This is a genomic window from Archaeoglobus profundus DSM 5631 (genome assembly GCF_000025285.1).
GTDB classification, from domain to species: Archaea; Halobacteriota; Archaeoglobi; order Archaeoglobales; family Archaeoglobaceae; genus Archaeoglobus_B; species Archaeoglobus_B profundus.
The window spans coordinates 84,114-99,231 of sequence record NC_013741.1 but is presented as its reverse complement, the minus strand read 5'-3'; the positions used below and the strand labels follow the sequence as shown (position 1 = coordinate 99,231).

The window sequence follows — 15,118 nt, the reverse complement described above, 5'->3', positions numbered from 1 at the left end:
GACTATCTATCCGCCGTGTGAGGTGTAAAAATTTTTCGTGTGTCAGCCGACAAAAACAATCTTACTCCTTCAACCATCGTTCCGTTATATGAAAAGAATTTCTTTAAGCCTTTCGAAATCATTTTTATTCATCCTTTATGTAGAATTCCTCTCAGCTGAAATTCTGAAGTTGGATGAGTAATTGAATTGACCTTCAGTAACACCGCTTGAGAGGAGATAAATAAGAAGGTATCAGAACGGTTATTTCAGCTGGAAAAGATTTCTCAACTCTTCTTGTGTAACTGCCTCTTAGAGGAAATATAAGAGCGAAGAATAGTAATACTGACCATGTGAACATCCATCTGGATCAAAAGTTGGTATCTTACTAAGTCTCGAGAATAGGAAAAGACAAATTTTTAGAATTTGAATATAGATTGAGGGTGTGCTATGAAAATAAGATTATCAAAGCATGCATTAAACAGGGCAAAAGAGCGTTCAATTGATCTTAAACAAATAGAAGAAGTTTTGAGGAATCCAACAGAGACTATCGATGTTAAATTTGGTAGGAAAGCATCCTATAAACGATGTGACGATAAGTTTATAGTTGTAATATTCGAAGAACAGGATGACGAAATTGTAGTTGTTACGGTATTGAGAGTTGATGAGGAGAGGTTGAGGAGATATGGTTTCAGTCGAGTTTGACCCGGAAGTTAATGCCCTATACATCCGCCTGAAAGATGGAAAAGTCAAAACGTCAGAACCCTTAGCTGACAATATCATAATCGATTTGGATGAAAATGATGAAGTTTTAGGCATTGAAATCCTATTACCCGCTAAATCCGAAATATCTAAGAGATTGGCTGAAGCTTTAATCTCCTAAATATTTTCACCCAAACTTTTTACTCAACCCATAGTTGAATCATATCCCCTTGGAAGTTGTCATATTATGACCCTTGAAGCTCGAAAGATTCTTCGACGTTTATGAAATTAGAGAGGGAATTTGTCAACAAGCTTTGAATAGAACTGATCTGCTTGTTTTGTTTTGTTGAGATAATGAGTCGATCCAACCGTCACGGATGCTCTTCCCTGAATGAAGTCCGCAACACTCTCAGGAACACCGTTTTCGATCATGAAGTTAAGATGCCATTTTCTAATGCTCAAAGCCGACACCCTCTTATAGTAGATTGCCTTCTTTGCAGTTCCGTATTTGATAAACGTTCTTTCAAGCTCTGAAACGAATCTTATAGGCATATACGCCCAATAAGCTCTTTTGAAACCCTTACCAATCGATGCCATAGGGTATCGAGCTAATTCAAGATCTTCTTTGATAACCAAGTTTTCGGGTTCATAACCTGCAAGCATATCACAAGCTTGATCAAGTCTCATGCCCGAATAGACTATGAGTTTGAAGAGGATGCGATATTTCGGTAGAATGTTCTCATAAGCTTCAAGCAGTTCTTCAGTCGTTATGAATACTTCACGGACTCCTGATCTCTCAGTCTTTGCAACTTTCCGATATTTGTTGATTAGTGCTTCATCCCATTCTCTTTCGTATTCAAGGAACTTCAGGAGGTTGCGGAAAGCGTTGATGAACCATCTTCTAACTCCTCTCTTATCTATGCTTTTAATGATGTTGCTCACGTCTGACGGTGATGTAATGGGTTCGGTCAAGAACCTGTCAAGGAGTTTTACGTATTTGTCTGCGGTTGCTCTATCAACCCGGGAATAAATCCAATCGATGAAATCAGCTCTAATCTCTTTGTAATCGATTGTAAAGCCTCTTAATCCCGCGGTCGGGGGTTCGAATCCCCCCGGCCCGCTTAACCTTTCTGATGAATCAAAGGCTTCGAAACTTTCAAACAATCACTTCCAGTGAAAGGAAACTATGAGAGCATTTGAATGTAGAGCATTCACTCCTCGATGAATAAGCCGTAAATTTCCTTCCCGCATCTCCAACATCTACCATCTTTAAGTCTGACATCCAAAACTCTGAATGAATATCTCTTTATCAAAAGCTCACCGCAGTTTGGACAGTACGTGTTCTCGTAGATGTGACCAGGAACGTTTCCAATGTAAACGAACTCTACTCCTTCCCTTTTAGCAATCTCTATCGCCCTTTCAATTCTCTCAATAGGCGTCGGAGGTCTTTCGAAGAGATACGCAGGGAAATAGCGTGTAAAGTGCAAAGGAATTTCGGCTCCAGCGTATCTTAAATGATTTTCAACAACCCACCTAACGCTATCCTCATCATCGTTGAGATCAGTTATCAGAAGGCAAACCACTTCTAAGTGAACTCCCAGCTTTTTGGCAGTTTCTATGGTTTTCAAAACGTTCTTAGCCTTACCGCCGCAAAGCTCGTAAACCCTATCATCTCCCTTCAGATCGACATTCATAGCATCCAACCCGGCACTAACCAGTTCTCTCAAGGCTAGAGGTGTCATGTAACCGTTAGAAACGATTGTGTTGAACAGCCCCCTACTCCTAGCTAAAGGAAAGAGATCAAGCAAGTATTCGTAGAGCAACGTAGGCTCGTTAAAGCTTGCGCATGTGGCAACATCTCCAAAGATTAAGGCCTTTTCAACTACCTCTTCAGGCTTAACGACGCTGTAGCTCATCGGAGGATTTCTTTTGGATATGTGCCAGTTCTGACACCACGGACAGTCGAGATTGCATGAATAAGTTGAGAACGTTATGGCAGTTTTACCGGGTAGAAAATGAAAGAATGGTTTGATCTCCATAGGTCTGCTCTCCATAGCACTTATGTTCCCGTATGTAAGGGTGTAAGGCTTCCCATCTTTTACGAACCTCGCATTACATTTGCCAAAATCACCTTCCTTTAGCCTGCAAAAGTGGTAGCAAAGTTGACAAACAACTTTATTACCAACCCTCCTCCAAGCTCTTGCAGGATGCATACTAAAGGTTGTCGTTTAGAACTAAGCTTTTCCCATAACTTTAAACACACCCAAACTCGATGCCAGAACGATTATTCCAGCGATTGCAACTCCTAGAGCTATATAAAAGAACGATTTCATTCTGTTGAGTCCCAAAAGGAAGGCCAAGAGACAACCTGTCCAAGCACCAGTTACTGGCAGAGGAATCGCAACAAAAATTGACAGCCCTAAATAACCGTATTTTTCTATCAAATCCTTTTTTCTCCTTGTTCTCTCCACTATTCTCGTATAAAACCTCGACAACGGCGTTCTTAAGGCAATCCTCTCAATAAGGTTCAGAAATATCAGCAAGAATGGAACTGGGAGTAGGTTTCCAAGAATTGAAAAGATGTAAGCTTTCAGCGGATCAAAACCCAAGTATAAAGCTAGAGGAATTCCACCTCTAAGCTCGGAAATTGGCAAAGCTGAAACTATTAAAACCTCCAGCCAGTCCACAACCTCAGGATCGACACTTGGTTAAAAATTTTTCCAAGCTCTTCACCAAGAGTAACAGCGCTCTGTTGTATGGCGTATCTATGCCAAGCTCCTCAGCTTTTCTGACTATTGCACCGTTTATGAAGTCTATCTCAGTTCTTTTACCTCTCTCTATATCCTGAAGCATCGAAGATCTGTTTCTGGCAGTTTTGGTAACTACATCCTTCAAAACTTCTTCAAGCTCGACATCGAAGCCCATAGCCTTCAAAACTTCCTCTCCCTCCCTCAAAACTGCCGAAGCCAATTTCCATAACTCTTCTATCTCTACAATTGCACCGTTCCTAACCCTTAAAATAGCAGTTATAGGGTTTATTACGGAGTTTATTACGGTCTTTATCCACTTTCTTCTCACTATATCGCTCACAGCTTCAGCGTTAATTCCACACTCCCTCAAAACCTCCACAACCACCAGAACATCCTCGCAAATTTTACCATCCATACTACCTATAAATGTCTCACCCACACCGGCAAACTCTATCCAACCGTAATCGATCAAGTTCGATGCGTACGTAGTTACACCGCCGAGAACTCTTCCAAGATACGTTGAAAGTATCTCTTCATTTCCTATTCCGTTTTGAAGCGAAACGACTATTCCGCAGTCAACATTCCTTAAAGACTTTGCTACTTCCTCCGTATCGTAAGATTTTACAGTTACAAATGTTATATCTGCATCACAAGGTCTATCAACAGCATTAACTCTTACAAAATCCTCTACCAATCCTGTAACCTTCAAACCTCTCTTTAAAGCTTCGAACTGCTTTCCCCTAGCAACGAATACAACCTCAAACTTTCTTTGGAGGAGGTAGCCGTAAAGACATCCCAGTGCCCCAGCACCCATTATCTGTATTCTCACAAACTTCAATAATCCTTAAGTTAAAAGTTTTTGACTCAAAAGTAAAACATTTAAACTGATTGCTTTGAGCCGAAAACACATCAAATAAGTCATTGAAAATAACATACATCAAATAAATAATAGGGTCGAATATGAAGGTCGTCGTAGCCGGTGGAGGTATAGGTGGACTTGAACTGATAAATAATCTGAGGGGCTTAGATGTCACACTCGTAGAGCCAAGAGAGCGTATGGTCTGTCAAGCTCTCTTGCCAGAGTACATCGTCGGCAAGGTCGGAGATGACGAAGTCAGCATAAGTATCCCCGAGTTTTGCGATAGGCACGGTGTTAATTGGGTGAGAGATGCAGTTTTAAAGGTCGAAGGCAATAGGGTAATCACTGAAAGGGATGAAATCGAATTTGATTGTTTGGTGATTTCCATTGGAGCAAAGCCCTTTGTATTTGAGAATACGTGCAGCTTAGGAAACTTGGAAGATGCAAAGATGTGCAAGAAGGCCGTTGAAGATGCTGAGAGCGTTGTAGTCATAGGTTCAGGAGCTACAGGAGTTGAATGTGCTTTTGAGCTGAGAGAAATGGGGCTTAATGTTACACTCGTTGAGTACTTGGACAGAGTCCTACCGACTTTCAATCCAAGAGTCTCATCCTATGTGAAGAAACTTCTTGAGAAGGAGGGTGTTAAGGTAGCCACGTCTTGCAAGGTTATCGGAGTTAATGAGGTTGTCAAGACGAACAAAGGGGATTTGGATTGTGATGTCGCTATATCGTGTGCCGGTGTGATACCGAACACTATCGAAGGTTTAAGACGTGAGAAGGGAGGTATAGTTGTTGATGAATATCTGAGAGCTAGGGAAAACGTTTTTGCAATAGGAGACTGCGCCTTGGTTAAGGTTAACGGTAAAATTGCTACGAAAACCGCATTTGAAGCGGAGATGCAGGCGAGATACACTGCAAAGAACTTGATGAGAATTGCAAACAATGAAAGTTTGGTGAAGTACAAAATTCATTCAAGTGTTGATAGACCAATTGCCTTCATAACGCTTGCAAGGGAGAGGGCAATTCTAATATACAAGGGCATTTTCATTCCCAAGCCCATGAAGATTCTGTATAAGGTCAAGAAGAGGGTGCTGGAGGAATTTATGAAAAGGTATAAGGTCTGAAGGAATCTAAATAAGCTAATGACAAAAATATACAAGGTCGATCCGAGAAATCCCGATGAATCTGTTTTGAGAGAGGTTGCGCATATGATAAAAGAGGGCAAGCTAGTAGCATATCCTACAGAGACTGTTTACGGATTGGGAACAAATGCGCTAGATGAGAACGCTGTAAAACGTCTTTTTGAAGTTAAAGGTCGACCGAAGAAGCCTGTCTCCGTTGTAGTTTCGGATTTGGATCACGTTGAAAGAATTGCGGAACCTAACGAAACTGCCTTAAAGCTAATGGAAAAGTTCTTTCCCGGTCCGATTACTATCATTGTAAAGAAAAAGAAGGTAATACCTCCAATAGTTACAGCTGGAACGGACAAGATAGGAATAAGATTGCCAGACTACAAGATTCCTCTAAAATTGGCAGAATTTAGCGGTGTTCCTGTAACATCAACTTCGGCAAACGTTTCGGGAAAGCCATCCCCTACAAAGCCTGAGCACATTATGGTGGATTTTATGGGAAAGATAGATGCGATATTAGATGCGGGTGAGACACCCTTAAAGATTGAATCAACTGTTATAGACACTACAACAGAACCTCCGAGAGTCTTGAGGGTTGGGGCACTCCCCTTGAATGAGATAGAGAAGGTTGTTGGAGAGGTTGAAGTATTGGACTACAGAGCTTACAAGCCCAAAGCAAAGGTCGTTGCCGTTTTTAAAGGAGATGTGGAGGAAGTTGCGAGCAGATTTGAAGGTAGGGTGTGCATAATCAAGGAGGTAAAAGACCTCATGGACGTTCTAAGGAGATGCAAGGATTGCGATGTAATAGTGTTCGAATGCATTGATCTCAGCGAAGCCGTTAGGGCAAGGATAATGTCTATCGCAGACGTCATTTACGACTAATCTCCTCGTATATTCTTTTAAGGTATTCCACCTGATCAATTTCGGCTCTAAACTGTGCAGTCATCATTCTCTCAATAATCTCTTTGATCTTCTTAGGATTTTTCACACCGTACAGACATTTCAAGGGGTCTCTCGAAACCTCCTTGAGAGTTCTCGCATAACCAACTCCAGCGGTAATTTTACCACTCCCTCCCGCACCAACCGCTCTCGTGTAATATTCGGAACCCCATTCAGCAGAGCTAACGAGTACAATCGTTCCGTAGTTCAAGAGCCTACCAAAGAGGCTCTGCTCAAGAACAACTCTCCCTATCTGATTGTAAGGTATCGACTGCTCCTGTCTTCTCCATATACCTCCTGAGATCTCTACACCTAAATCCGTCAGCTTGTAGTTTATCGTTTTTCTGTAAATTTCTGTTCTTATCAGCATTATCGTAACTGCGATAGGTATAGCGGTCGGAATACTCTCCAAGTACACGTTGAAAGCATCGGTTAAGGCTTTGAAGTTGCCAAACCTAACCTTAGCCAAAACGAATATCAAGGAGATTAAGAGCGACAGTCCTACAGATCCTTCAACTTCGGTCGATCTGAGAACCCAAGCAAGTGCGAGGAGTATCAGCAGAAAGATCGTTAGATTGAAAGTTGTCAATAGAAAATCCAACCCCAAGGCTTTGAGTGGGGTGAGAAGACTGTCGATGTAGGTATTTACGAACTTGTAGATGACAAGTACAATGAATGGTGTTAAACAGAGCAGATATCGCCTCATAAATCCTAAAACGGAAGGTCTTGTGATCAGAACTGTTTTCGAGTCATAATTAGCGTATTCCAAGTATCTGCTCATGGGATAGAATTCTGTCAATCTGAAATAAAGTTATCGATGGAAAACGATTTATATTTGGATTCGGAAGTGTTTGCATGGTAGATGGTGTGTTCGGATTTGCCCTGTTCCTCTACATCCTCTGCTGGATTGCCCTAGTAACTGACAAGACTGAACATTAATTTTCATTTTTTGTAGTCTTCTACGATTGCCGAAGTAACAGTTTTATCTTTGTCTGGAATCTTTCAAGCATGATCAAACTCGAAAATGTTGTCGTTTACTCTGGTAGATTTATGGTAAACACGGTGATTTGGAAGGATTATGCCTTCGATCCTAGCGTTGGATCGAACGTCTATCACAACGTAAAGACTGTTTTCATAACCCACGGACACGCGGATCACTTTAGCGATGCGCATCTTATCGATGCCAAAGTTGTCGCTCCAAAGCTTGAAGCTAACATGATCGAAAAACCCGATATAAACTGGAGGGGACATTTCAACTGGGCTCTACTGCCTAAAGAACTTGTTACTCCTTATTTCATAGGTAAAGGTGTCAAAGTTGACGATTTTGCCGAAAACTATCCCTTCTCAATTCCCCTTCCCGGTCATACCTATGCCCATACTGGATATTTGATCGAGAATGTGCTGATTGCTGGAGACTGTATCTATCCAATCGATTATTGGGAGAGATTTGGCGTACTCTACTACACAGACCCAGATGCACTTATAGAGAGCCTAAACAGAATCGTAGAGTTGGACTGGGACTATCTAATTCCAGGACACGGAGAAGTTCTGTGCCGAGATGAAGGTGTTAAGCTGGCAAGAGAAAACATCCGAAGGATTATGGAAGTTGATAAAACGATTCTATCTATTGTCGATGAAAATACGGAATGCGAAATTTTGGCTGAAGTTATAAGAGTATACGGTGCGGAAAACGTCAAAGCCGTTTTCAACATTCTTAAGCCTGTCGTAAGCGGTCATCTCTCAAGTCTCTACCAGAGAAAGCTGATAACGGTTGAAATGGACGATAAAAAAGGTGTAATCTTCAAGAAGACTTAGTTTTACATCCTCTCCAAAGCCTCGATTCCCAAAAGCTCGAGTCCGTTCCTTAAAACTATTCTCACGGCATCGACTATAGCCAATCTATGCATTCTAATCTCCGCCACTTCATCTAAAACTCTGTGCTCCCTGTAAAAATCGTTAAACGTATTTGCAACGCTTAGGAGGTATTCTGCAACGTAGTTTGGTTTCAAATCCTTGATAACTTTCTCTATCACGTAGGGAAACTTCGAGAGTATCATAACCAAGTCCCTTTCAACCTTTGTGCATATTTCTGGCCTGAACTCCAAATCTGGCATACCACTTTCGACAGCTTTTCTCAAAATGGAACAGCACCTTGCATGAGCGTATTGGACGTAACTTGCAGTTTGTCTCTCAAAATCCAAAGCCTTCTCCCAGTCAAAAACCATCGGTTTCTCCGGTGCGATCTTAACGAAATCAAACCTTATAGCCCCCATTGCCACAGCCTTGGCAATTCTCTCCTTTTCTTCTCTGCTAAGATCTCTCTTCTCAACGATCTTCCTAGCTTCGTCGTAGACTTTCGCAATTAACTCATCAGCTGAGATAAACTTGCCCTTTCTAGTGCTCATGGAACCCTCTGGAAGTGAAACGAATTCAAAGAAAACGATTTCAGGAGGCTTAAGATTGATCAGCTCTAGGAGTTTGCACAACTGCCTCCCGTAGAGCTTGTGATCAGCCCCAAGCACGTTTACAAACCTTTCGAAGTTCTCGTTCTTCCAGAGATGATATGCCAAATCTCTCGTTATATACAAAGTCGTTCCGTTTTCTCTCCTCAAAATAACGGGTTTCTCATCAAGCTCGACAAACCAAGCTCCTTCCTTCTTGATCAAATTTCTCTCGTCGAGCATACTCAAGATTCTATCGACATAGCCGTTTTTCAGAAACTCCGACTCCCAGACGTAGTCGTCGTGATGTATGTTCAACTCTCTCAAAGTTTGTCTGATACCTTCCAAAGCTTTCGAGACTATGTACCTAAAATCTCCAACGACATCGTCGCTGAAGTTCTCGTATTTAATCATCAGCATTTCAACTTCTTTTTCGAGCTCGGGATTCTTCTCAATCTCCTGATTGGCTTTGACGTAAGCTTCAACAACGGCATGATCCGGCTTCTTACTTTCATCTAAGCCAAATAGTCTGTAACCCAAAACGGCTATCGCAATCTGTCTCCCCATATCGTTCACGTAGTAGTGTGTTGTTACATCAAATCCAGCCTTTCTAAAAATTCTTGCGAGAGAATCCCCTATTATTGAATTCCTCATATGTCCTATGTGAATTGGTCCATCGGGGTTTGCTGAGGTATGCTCAATTAAAACCTTTCCTCTCATGTTGAGCGAGCCGTAGTTTTCATCTGTGTCGAGTATCGTATTAATAGTATCCTCCAGAAACTCCTCACTCGCAAAGAAGTTTATATAACCGTTAACAACCTCAATTTTCCCAATGTAACCAATTGGTTCAAGATTCTCAGCAATCTCGTTCGCCACTTCGATCGGATTTCTCTTCTGCTCCTTCGCAAGCTTGAAAGCTATTGTACAAGCTAAATCCGCATGATCGCTCTCTTTGACGAACCTTTCGTCTTCACATATTCTCTTTAAGCATTTCAGCACATCTCTCTTGAAAAGCTGAAACATGACTACCGCTTGAAGACGCTGTATATTAAGTTAAATGCACATGTTTATCACAGCTTCAGCTATGTCCGAACAGTAACCAGCTATCCTACTAAGGCTGTCGAGAATCATTCTGAGGTTTGCCGACTTCTCTATGCTCTCTTTCTTTCTCCAGAAGTCTTCGAGCAGTTCGAAAAGTATGTTGGAGTATTTCTCCTCTATACTGTAAAAGTTCTCAACCTCGTTTATAACCTCATCAGCCAAGTCGGAACTCTTCTTGTAATATGATTTCATGGTTATCTTCAATATTTTTTCACATATCTCGACCAACTCTACCAGTTTGGGCAATGGAACTTTAACCCTCATAAGACTCTCGGACATCTTTACACAGTGATCCGAAATTCTCTCCAAAGCTCTGATTATAGTTCTATATTCGAGCAGATCTTCTGGTCTTCCGCTTATTTCAGATTTCAATAGTCTGAGAGCGAGGAAATGCAACCTGTCTATCTCGCTTTCCCTCATTACTATGGAACTGTGAATGTATCCGTCCAAGCTTTTCAGAAGTTGCTTAAAGTCTGACAGCATCGTTATGCACATGTTTCCTATTCTCTCTACGATGTAGTCAATCCTGAACCTGTTTGGGTCTATGAATATCTCGAGAACTATCTCCTTACCCAAATCTTCTATTATTTCAGCGCCGATGAGCATGTCTGAAGCTAAGGAAACTGCTCTCCTATGCTCCTCACTGTAAACCTTAACTCTCACGCTGTCATAACCGGCTAGGTAGTACGCTACAATTCTCCTTATCAGGCAGTCGTGACACAAGTCCTTTGAGTCTACGGTAACCACCCTTTTCGCTCTCTCCGAATCCTTAGCTCTCAAAACAATTACATCACCAGATATCTCCATTCTAATGTGATCTCCAGCTTTCAATCCGTTGTTCTCAACCCACTTTTTGGGTAACGTTATTATGTAGCTGTTTCCACCGCTCAGGTAGATTTTTCTATTCTCTATCATAGCGGTCACTTTATCCATATTCTTTTGCCACTTTCAATGAATACTACAGTCGATCCTATTTTACCTAGTATGTCTCCCATCCTTTCTAAATGTCTCGCAACTAGAACAGGTTCAACCTTACACTTATTCTTTAAATAGACTATAGCTTTCTCGTAACATTCATCTACCACATTGTCGTGCCTTTTCAGCATGTGAACTATGCCAACTTCGCTTCCAGCGTAGCTATCCTCCAAGACTTTGAACATTTCGAGCAGATTCTTCCGCATCTCCTCAAATAACGACAAAAGCTCCTCATCGTAACAGTAGTAGTATCCCACCTCAAGGGCCAAGTCGGTAATTCTCTCGTATCCAGAGGAGGTTTTCATCATACCAACGACAAATCTCAAATCTCTGGCAACGGGTTGAAATAGAGCTATGAAAGTTACGCAGTCGTAATCAATGTCTGAATGTATTATGTCAGCTTCCATCTCAAGGTCTTCAAGCTTCCTCCTTATCTCATCATTCCCCCTTAAACCCTCAAGGCAAATCTCAACCGACCTTTTAGCCACATCGTGAAGCTTCAAAACCTCCTCCCGTATCTTCTCTAACCTTCTTTCCGCTATCAAGCTATCACCCCATTCTACCGGTCAAATACCTCTCAGTCAGCTCGTTCTTCGGATTTTCGAAGACCTCCTCAGTTTTACCAATCTCTATCAGCTTTCCCATGTATAGAAAGGCGACATAATCACTAACCCTTGATGCCTGAGCTGGTGAGTGAGTAACGATTACTATCGTTAACTCCTTTTTAAGCTCGTAAATAAGCTCTTCAACTTTACTTGCACTGACGGGATCGAGATTTGCTGTGGGTTCGTCCATCAGTAACACGTCAGGCTTTAAAGCTAAAGCCCTTGCAATGCAAAGCCTCTGCATCTGTCCACCGCTCAGCTGTGATGCCTTGTCCTTCAACCTATCCTTAACCTCATCCCAAAGTGCAGCTTTTTTTAATGCCCATTCCACCACTTCATCAAGCTCCTTTTTCGATTTGACGAGCTTGTTGTATTTAACGCCCAAGGCTACGTTGTCGTATATGCTCATGTGAGGAAAGGGGTTCGGAATTTGAAAGACCATCCCAACCCTCCTTCTAACTTCAACAGCATTCATCTTGTATACGCTTCTCCCAAAGAGTTTCACATCCCCTTCAACTCTAGCTATTTCGTTAAGTTCGAGCAACCTGTTGAAGGTTCTCAGGAGAGTTGATTTTCCACATCCAGAAGGACCCATTATCGCAAAGCAGACGTTTTGAGGTATCAATAAGTCCACACCCTTGATTACCTCGTTGTTACCGTACCAAACTCTAAGATTCACGGTTTCGATTGCGTTCATAGCTTCACCTCCTTGATGCTCAGCCTTATCGGAATGAATATAGCCAGAAATATCAGCATCAAGATGAGAGAGGCCCCCCACGCTATCTGATGGTAATTTTCATAAGGCTGTTGAACCAACTGGTAGATTAGGAGGGGTATTGCACCAACAGGCCTATCCATTCCAGCGAAGTAAATTCGAGATGACCCACCAGCTGTGAATAGAAGTGGTGCCGTTTCTCCAGCAACCTTGGCCATCCCTATAAGAATTCCAGTTACAACTCCTTTCCTTGCCATTCCCATCATGATCTTGAAAACAACTGTAGCTCTCTTCAAACCCAATGCAAAAGCACCTTCCTTGTATATGAAGGGTATTTCTCTCAAAGCATGTTCAGTATAAACTGCAACGTACGGCATCATAACTATTGCTAAAGCCAAGGCTCCAGCTATCGCTGAGTACGTACCCATCGGGAGAACGAGAATGTTCATGACAAAGAGACCAACAAGAATCGTTGGGAACTCCATCATTATCAAGAGTAAAGTCCTCGTTGCCTTTCCGATTATGCTGTTCGGATATTCAGCAGAAAAAACACCAGTTAAGACAGCAATCGGTAACCCCATCAGAGATGCCAAAAACGTCAGGACGAATGTTCCTACTATGGATGGCCCAATTCCACCCAAACCGTTATCAGGAGGAGCTAACGTTCCAGTGAGAAATTCGATGCCCCCATTTATGAGCACTGGTAATCCGTTGGCAAAAACGCTGAAGAGTATGTGGAAAAAGGGTACTATCGTTAAAAACGTCGCAACAGCTACCGAACATAGGAAAACTCTTTCCTTCAACCTTCTAAGCATACTTCCACCTCCTCAGTAGAATTAATCCGGCGACGTTTACTGTCAGACCAATTATGAATAGAGCCAGTCCAGATGCGAATAGTGCCGAAGGCATATACTCGTATATGAAAGCATTGCCGAACTGGTTGGCTATGAGCGATGATATGGTGTATCCAGGAGCGAAGAGGCTCGGATGTATGTTGAACGTGTTACCGACAACCAAGCTCACAGCTACAGTCTCACCGATAGCCCTTCCAAATGCTAGAAGAGTCCCAGCCAGTATAGCAGGCTTTATGTATCCCAATAAAACCTTAGTAGCTTCATACCTCGTCAAACCTAAGGCATATGCACCTTCTCTGTAAACCCTCGGAATCATCCTGTATGCCTCTCTTACTATCGCACTGGCGAAGGGTGTAACCATTATGGCCAGCAAAACCCCAGCTGAGAAGTAGCTGTAACCCGTTATGGGTGGATAGGAGAAGAGGGGTATGAACGAGAGATGACCGTAAAGAGGTTTCATCACGTAGTCCCTAAGTAGTGGAACCAGAACGAAAGCTCCCCATATCCCGTAGAGTATGGTAGGCAAGCCAGCCATTATGTCCGTAGCAATTATGAGAGGTTCCTTGAGTTTTCGAGGTGCGTAATCTATCACGAACACTGCAAAACCTATCGAAAGAGGTAGAGCAATTAGAATTGCAATCACGGAGGTGTATACACTACCATAAATGGCTGAAAGAACTCCGTAGAACTCTTCCCCCTCCTCAACGGCTTTCCAGACATTCGTGGTATATATAGCCAAACCCTCCCTTTGGAAAATTGGAATAGATGCGGAGAAAAACACGATCAACATTAGGGCAAAAATTCCAAAGACGGTAGAAGCTACTGGCAGGAGTGCCAATTTAAACTTATCCGCCTTCATACACCTTCGATGCTCTGAACGGCTTTCAAACCAATCTCAGCAACATCCTTTGGCAGTCCAACGTAACCCTCAACTACGTTTTCAGATTTCTGGCCCTCTGTTAGCACCCATGTGAAGAATTCTTTAATTGCCCCAGCCTTCTCCTTTGGATAGCTTTTCCAGAGTAGTATGTGGCTGAAAGCAACGATTGGATAGGAGTTTTCCCCTTCAGCGTTTAGGAACTGTCTTATATCCTCCTTGTACCCCTCCTCTGGCGATGGTATGTAAGCTTTAACTGCACCCACTGCAGATTTGATCGTTGTCTCGTTGGCAATGACAAATTTTCCAGCCTTGTTCTTCAGTGCAACCATCTTGAGGTTCTCTTTCAAGGCGTAAGCCAATTCAGTGTAGGCTATGGAATACCTCGTCTGCTTGAGCGTTGCAACAACTCCAGCATTACCCTTTCCACCTAACCCTCTACCAAGCTCGTCAACTGGCCAGTTAACCAATTTCCCGCTTCCTACTTTCTTCTCAAACTCCTCGCTCACCAAGCAGAGGTATGTCGTGAATATCTTGGTCGTTCCACTCGAGTCACTCCTGTGTATGATAATTATCTTCTCGTGAGGAAGGTTTGCGTTTGGATTTAGAGCCTTTATTGCTGGATCATCCCAGTATTCGATCTTGCCCATGAATATGTCCGCTAACGTCTTTCCGTCAAGCCTCAAGTTATCAACACCCGGGACGTTGTACACAACAACCACGGCACCGACTATTATCGGAAATTGCAAGGGTTGTCCTTTCCTTTCGAGTTCTCTCCAAAGGTTTTCCTTTACTGGCGGATCGGTTGCGGCAAAGTCAACCAAACCCTCCTTGAAGTCGTTTTGACCCCCACCGCTTCCCTTGCCCTGATACTCTATCTTAATATTCGGATTAATTTTCTCGTACAGCGAAATCCACTTCTCGATTTGTGGCTGTGGAAATGTGGCACCGCTTCCGTATATTGTTATCACATTTTGCTCTGGTGTTGTATGCTTTTGAGCACATCCGCAGAACAGGGGAGCCAAAGCTAACAACAATAACAGGCTGTACCTCCGTTTCATACTGTCATAATCAAGGTACAAGAATATATGTATTGTCTAAGTAATCTACATAGATCTATGTAGCAAACTGATAATGTATAGAACTAAAGATGCAGTTCATTTCAGCCAGAGAAAGCCATTCTCAGGCTTATTA

At 42.4% G+C, this 15,118-nt stretch carries 17 protein-coding genes; 5 read left to right on the top strand and 12 right to left on the bottom strand.

From position 1 onward, the window contains the following. The first annotated feature begins 426 nt into the window (after positions 1–426). Both ARCPR_RS00550 and ARCPR_RS00545 read left to right on the top strand, forming a co-directional pair. Entirely contained in the window at positions 427–681 is a 255-nt protein-coding gene (locus ARCPR_RS00550) for a DUF4258 domain-containing protein (protein WP_012939521.1), read from the top strand. Further along, positions 662–859 (top strand): DUF2283 domain-containing protein, encoded by a 198-nt coding sequence (locus ARCPR_RS00545; RefSeq protein WP_012939520.1) that lies wholly within the window; start codon positions 662–664, stop codon positions 857–859. Before ARCPR_RS00550 ends, ARCPR_RS00545 begins: the two co-directional genes overlap by 20 nt. A gap of 107 nt (positions 860–966) precedes the next feature. On the opposite strand, the gene ARCPR_RS00540 is transcribed toward ARCPR_RS00545, so the two are convergent. Genes ARCPR_RS00540 through ARCPR_RS00525 form a run of 4 tightly spaced genes read right to left on the bottom strand, consistent with a single transcriptional unit; the run spans position 967 to position 4,257 of the window. Beyond that, positions 967–1,842: an integrase gene (locus ARCPR_RS00540; RefSeq protein ID WP_012939519.1), complete on the bottom strand. Its 876-nt coding sequence runs from the start codon at positions 1,840–1,842 to the stop codon at positions 967–969. A 47-nt stretch (positions 1,843–1,889) separates the two neighbouring features. Continuing rightward, positions 1,890–2,891 carry an AmmeMemoRadiSam system radical SAM enzyme gene (gene amrS, locus ARCPR_RS00535; RefSeq protein ID WP_012939518.1) on the bottom strand — a complete coding sequence of 334 codons (1,002 nt, stop codon included), beginning with the start codon at positions 2,889–2,891 and terminating at the stop codon, positions 1,890–1,892. 21 nt (positions 2,892–2,912) lie between these two features. After that, a complete protein-coding gene (locus tag ARCPR_RS00530) occupies positions 2,913–3,365 on the bottom strand; it encodes a COG2426 family protein (protein WP_012939517.1) in 453 nt (150 codons plus the stop codon). A 4-nt stretch (positions 3,366–3,369) separates the two neighbouring features. Next, positions 3,370–4,257 (bottom strand): ketopantoate reductase family protein, encoded by an 888-nt coding sequence (locus ARCPR_RS00525; RefSeq protein WP_245526140.1) that lies wholly within the window; start codon positions 4,255–4,257, stop codon positions 3,370–3,372. Positions 4,258–4,388: 131 nt separating this feature from the next. Here ARCPR_RS00525 and ARCPR_RS00520 point away from each other — a divergent pair, with 131 nt between their 5' ends. Together ARCPR_RS00520 and ARCPR_RS00515 are read left to right on the top strand one after the other, a co-directional pair. Then, on the top strand, positions 4,389–5,411 hold the full coding sequence (locus ARCPR_RS00520) for an NAD(P)/FAD-dependent oxidoreductase (RefSeq protein WP_012939515.1): 1,023 nt from the start codon (positions 4,389–4,391) through the stop codon (positions 5,409–5,411). 18 nt (positions 5,412–5,429) lie between these two features. Continuing rightward, complete coding sequence (locus tag ARCPR_RS00515; protein ID WP_012939514.1) at positions 5,430–6,299, top strand: L-threonylcarbamoyladenylate synthase; 870 nt, start codon at positions 5,430–5,432, stop codon at positions 6,297–6,299. Here the strand turns inward: ARCPR_RS00515 and ARCPR_RS00510 are convergent. Next, positions 6,286–7,137, bottom strand: a complete 852-nt coding sequence (locus tag ARCPR_RS00510) for a PH domain-containing protein (protein WP_012939513.1) — start codon at positions 7,135–7,137, stop codon at positions 6,286–6,288. The genes ARCPR_RS00515 and ARCPR_RS00510 overlap by 14 nt on opposite strands. A gap of 227 nt (positions 7,138–7,364) precedes the next feature. On the opposite strand from ARCPR_RS00510, the gene ARCPR_RS00505 reads away from it, so the two are divergent. Continuing rightward, on the top strand, positions 7,365–8,171 hold the full coding sequence (locus ARCPR_RS00505) for an MBL fold metallo-hydrolase (RefSeq protein ID WP_012939512.1): 807 nt from the start codon (positions 7,365–7,367) through the stop codon (positions 8,169–8,171). A 2-nt stretch (positions 8,172–8,173) separates the two neighbouring features. Here the strand turns inward: ARCPR_RS00505 and argS are convergent, their stop codons facing one another. From argS to pstS, 7 genes are read right to left on the bottom strand one after another with little or no spacing between them, the layout of a single operon-like run. Then, positions 8,174–9,820, bottom strand: a complete 1,647-nt coding sequence (gene argS, locus ARCPR_RS00500; protein ID WP_012939511.1) for an arginine--tRNA ligase — start codon at positions 9,818–9,820, stop codon at positions 8,174–8,176. A gap of 30 nt (positions 9,821–9,850) precedes the next feature. Continuing rightward, on the bottom strand, positions 9,851–10,813 hold the full coding sequence (locus ARCPR_RS00495) for a phosphate uptake regulator PhoU (protein WP_048084291.1): 963 nt from the start codon (positions 10,811–10,813) through the stop codon (positions 9,851–9,853). A 5-nt stretch (positions 10,814–10,818) separates the two neighbouring features. Continuing rightward, positions 10,819–11,418, bottom strand: coding sequence for a phosphate signaling complex PhoU family protein (locus ARCPR_RS00490; protein WP_012939509.1), 600 nt, complete (start codon positions 11,416–11,418; stop codon positions 10,819–10,821). Positions 11,419–11,422: 4 nt separating this feature from the next. Beyond that, entirely contained in the window at positions 11,423–12,175 is a 753-nt protein-coding gene (locus tag ARCPR_RS00485; protein ID WP_012939508.1) for a phosphate ABC transporter ATP-binding protein, read from the bottom strand. Next, positions 12,172–13,008 (bottom strand): phosphate ABC transporter permease PstA, encoded by an 837-nt coding sequence (gene pstA, locus ARCPR_RS00480; protein WP_012939507.1) that lies wholly within the window; start codon positions 13,006–13,008, stop codon positions 12,172–12,174. Before pstA ends, ARCPR_RS00485 begins: the two co-directional genes overlap by 4 nt. Next, a complete protein-coding gene (gene pstC, locus ARCPR_RS00475; RefSeq protein WP_012939506.1) occupies positions 13,001–13,906 on the bottom strand; it encodes a phosphate ABC transporter permease subunit PstC in 906 nt (301 codons plus the stop codon). The genes pstA and pstC overlap by 8 nt, the downstream gene beginning before the upstream one ends. After that, positions 13,903–14,985, bottom strand: coding sequence for a phosphate ABC transporter substrate-binding protein PstS (pstS, locus tag ARCPR_RS00470; protein WP_012939505.1), 1,083 nt, complete (start codon positions 14,983–14,985; stop codon positions 13,903–13,905). Before pstS ends, pstC begins: the two co-directional genes overlap by 4 nt. Positions 14,986–15,118 lie beyond the last annotated feature (133 nt).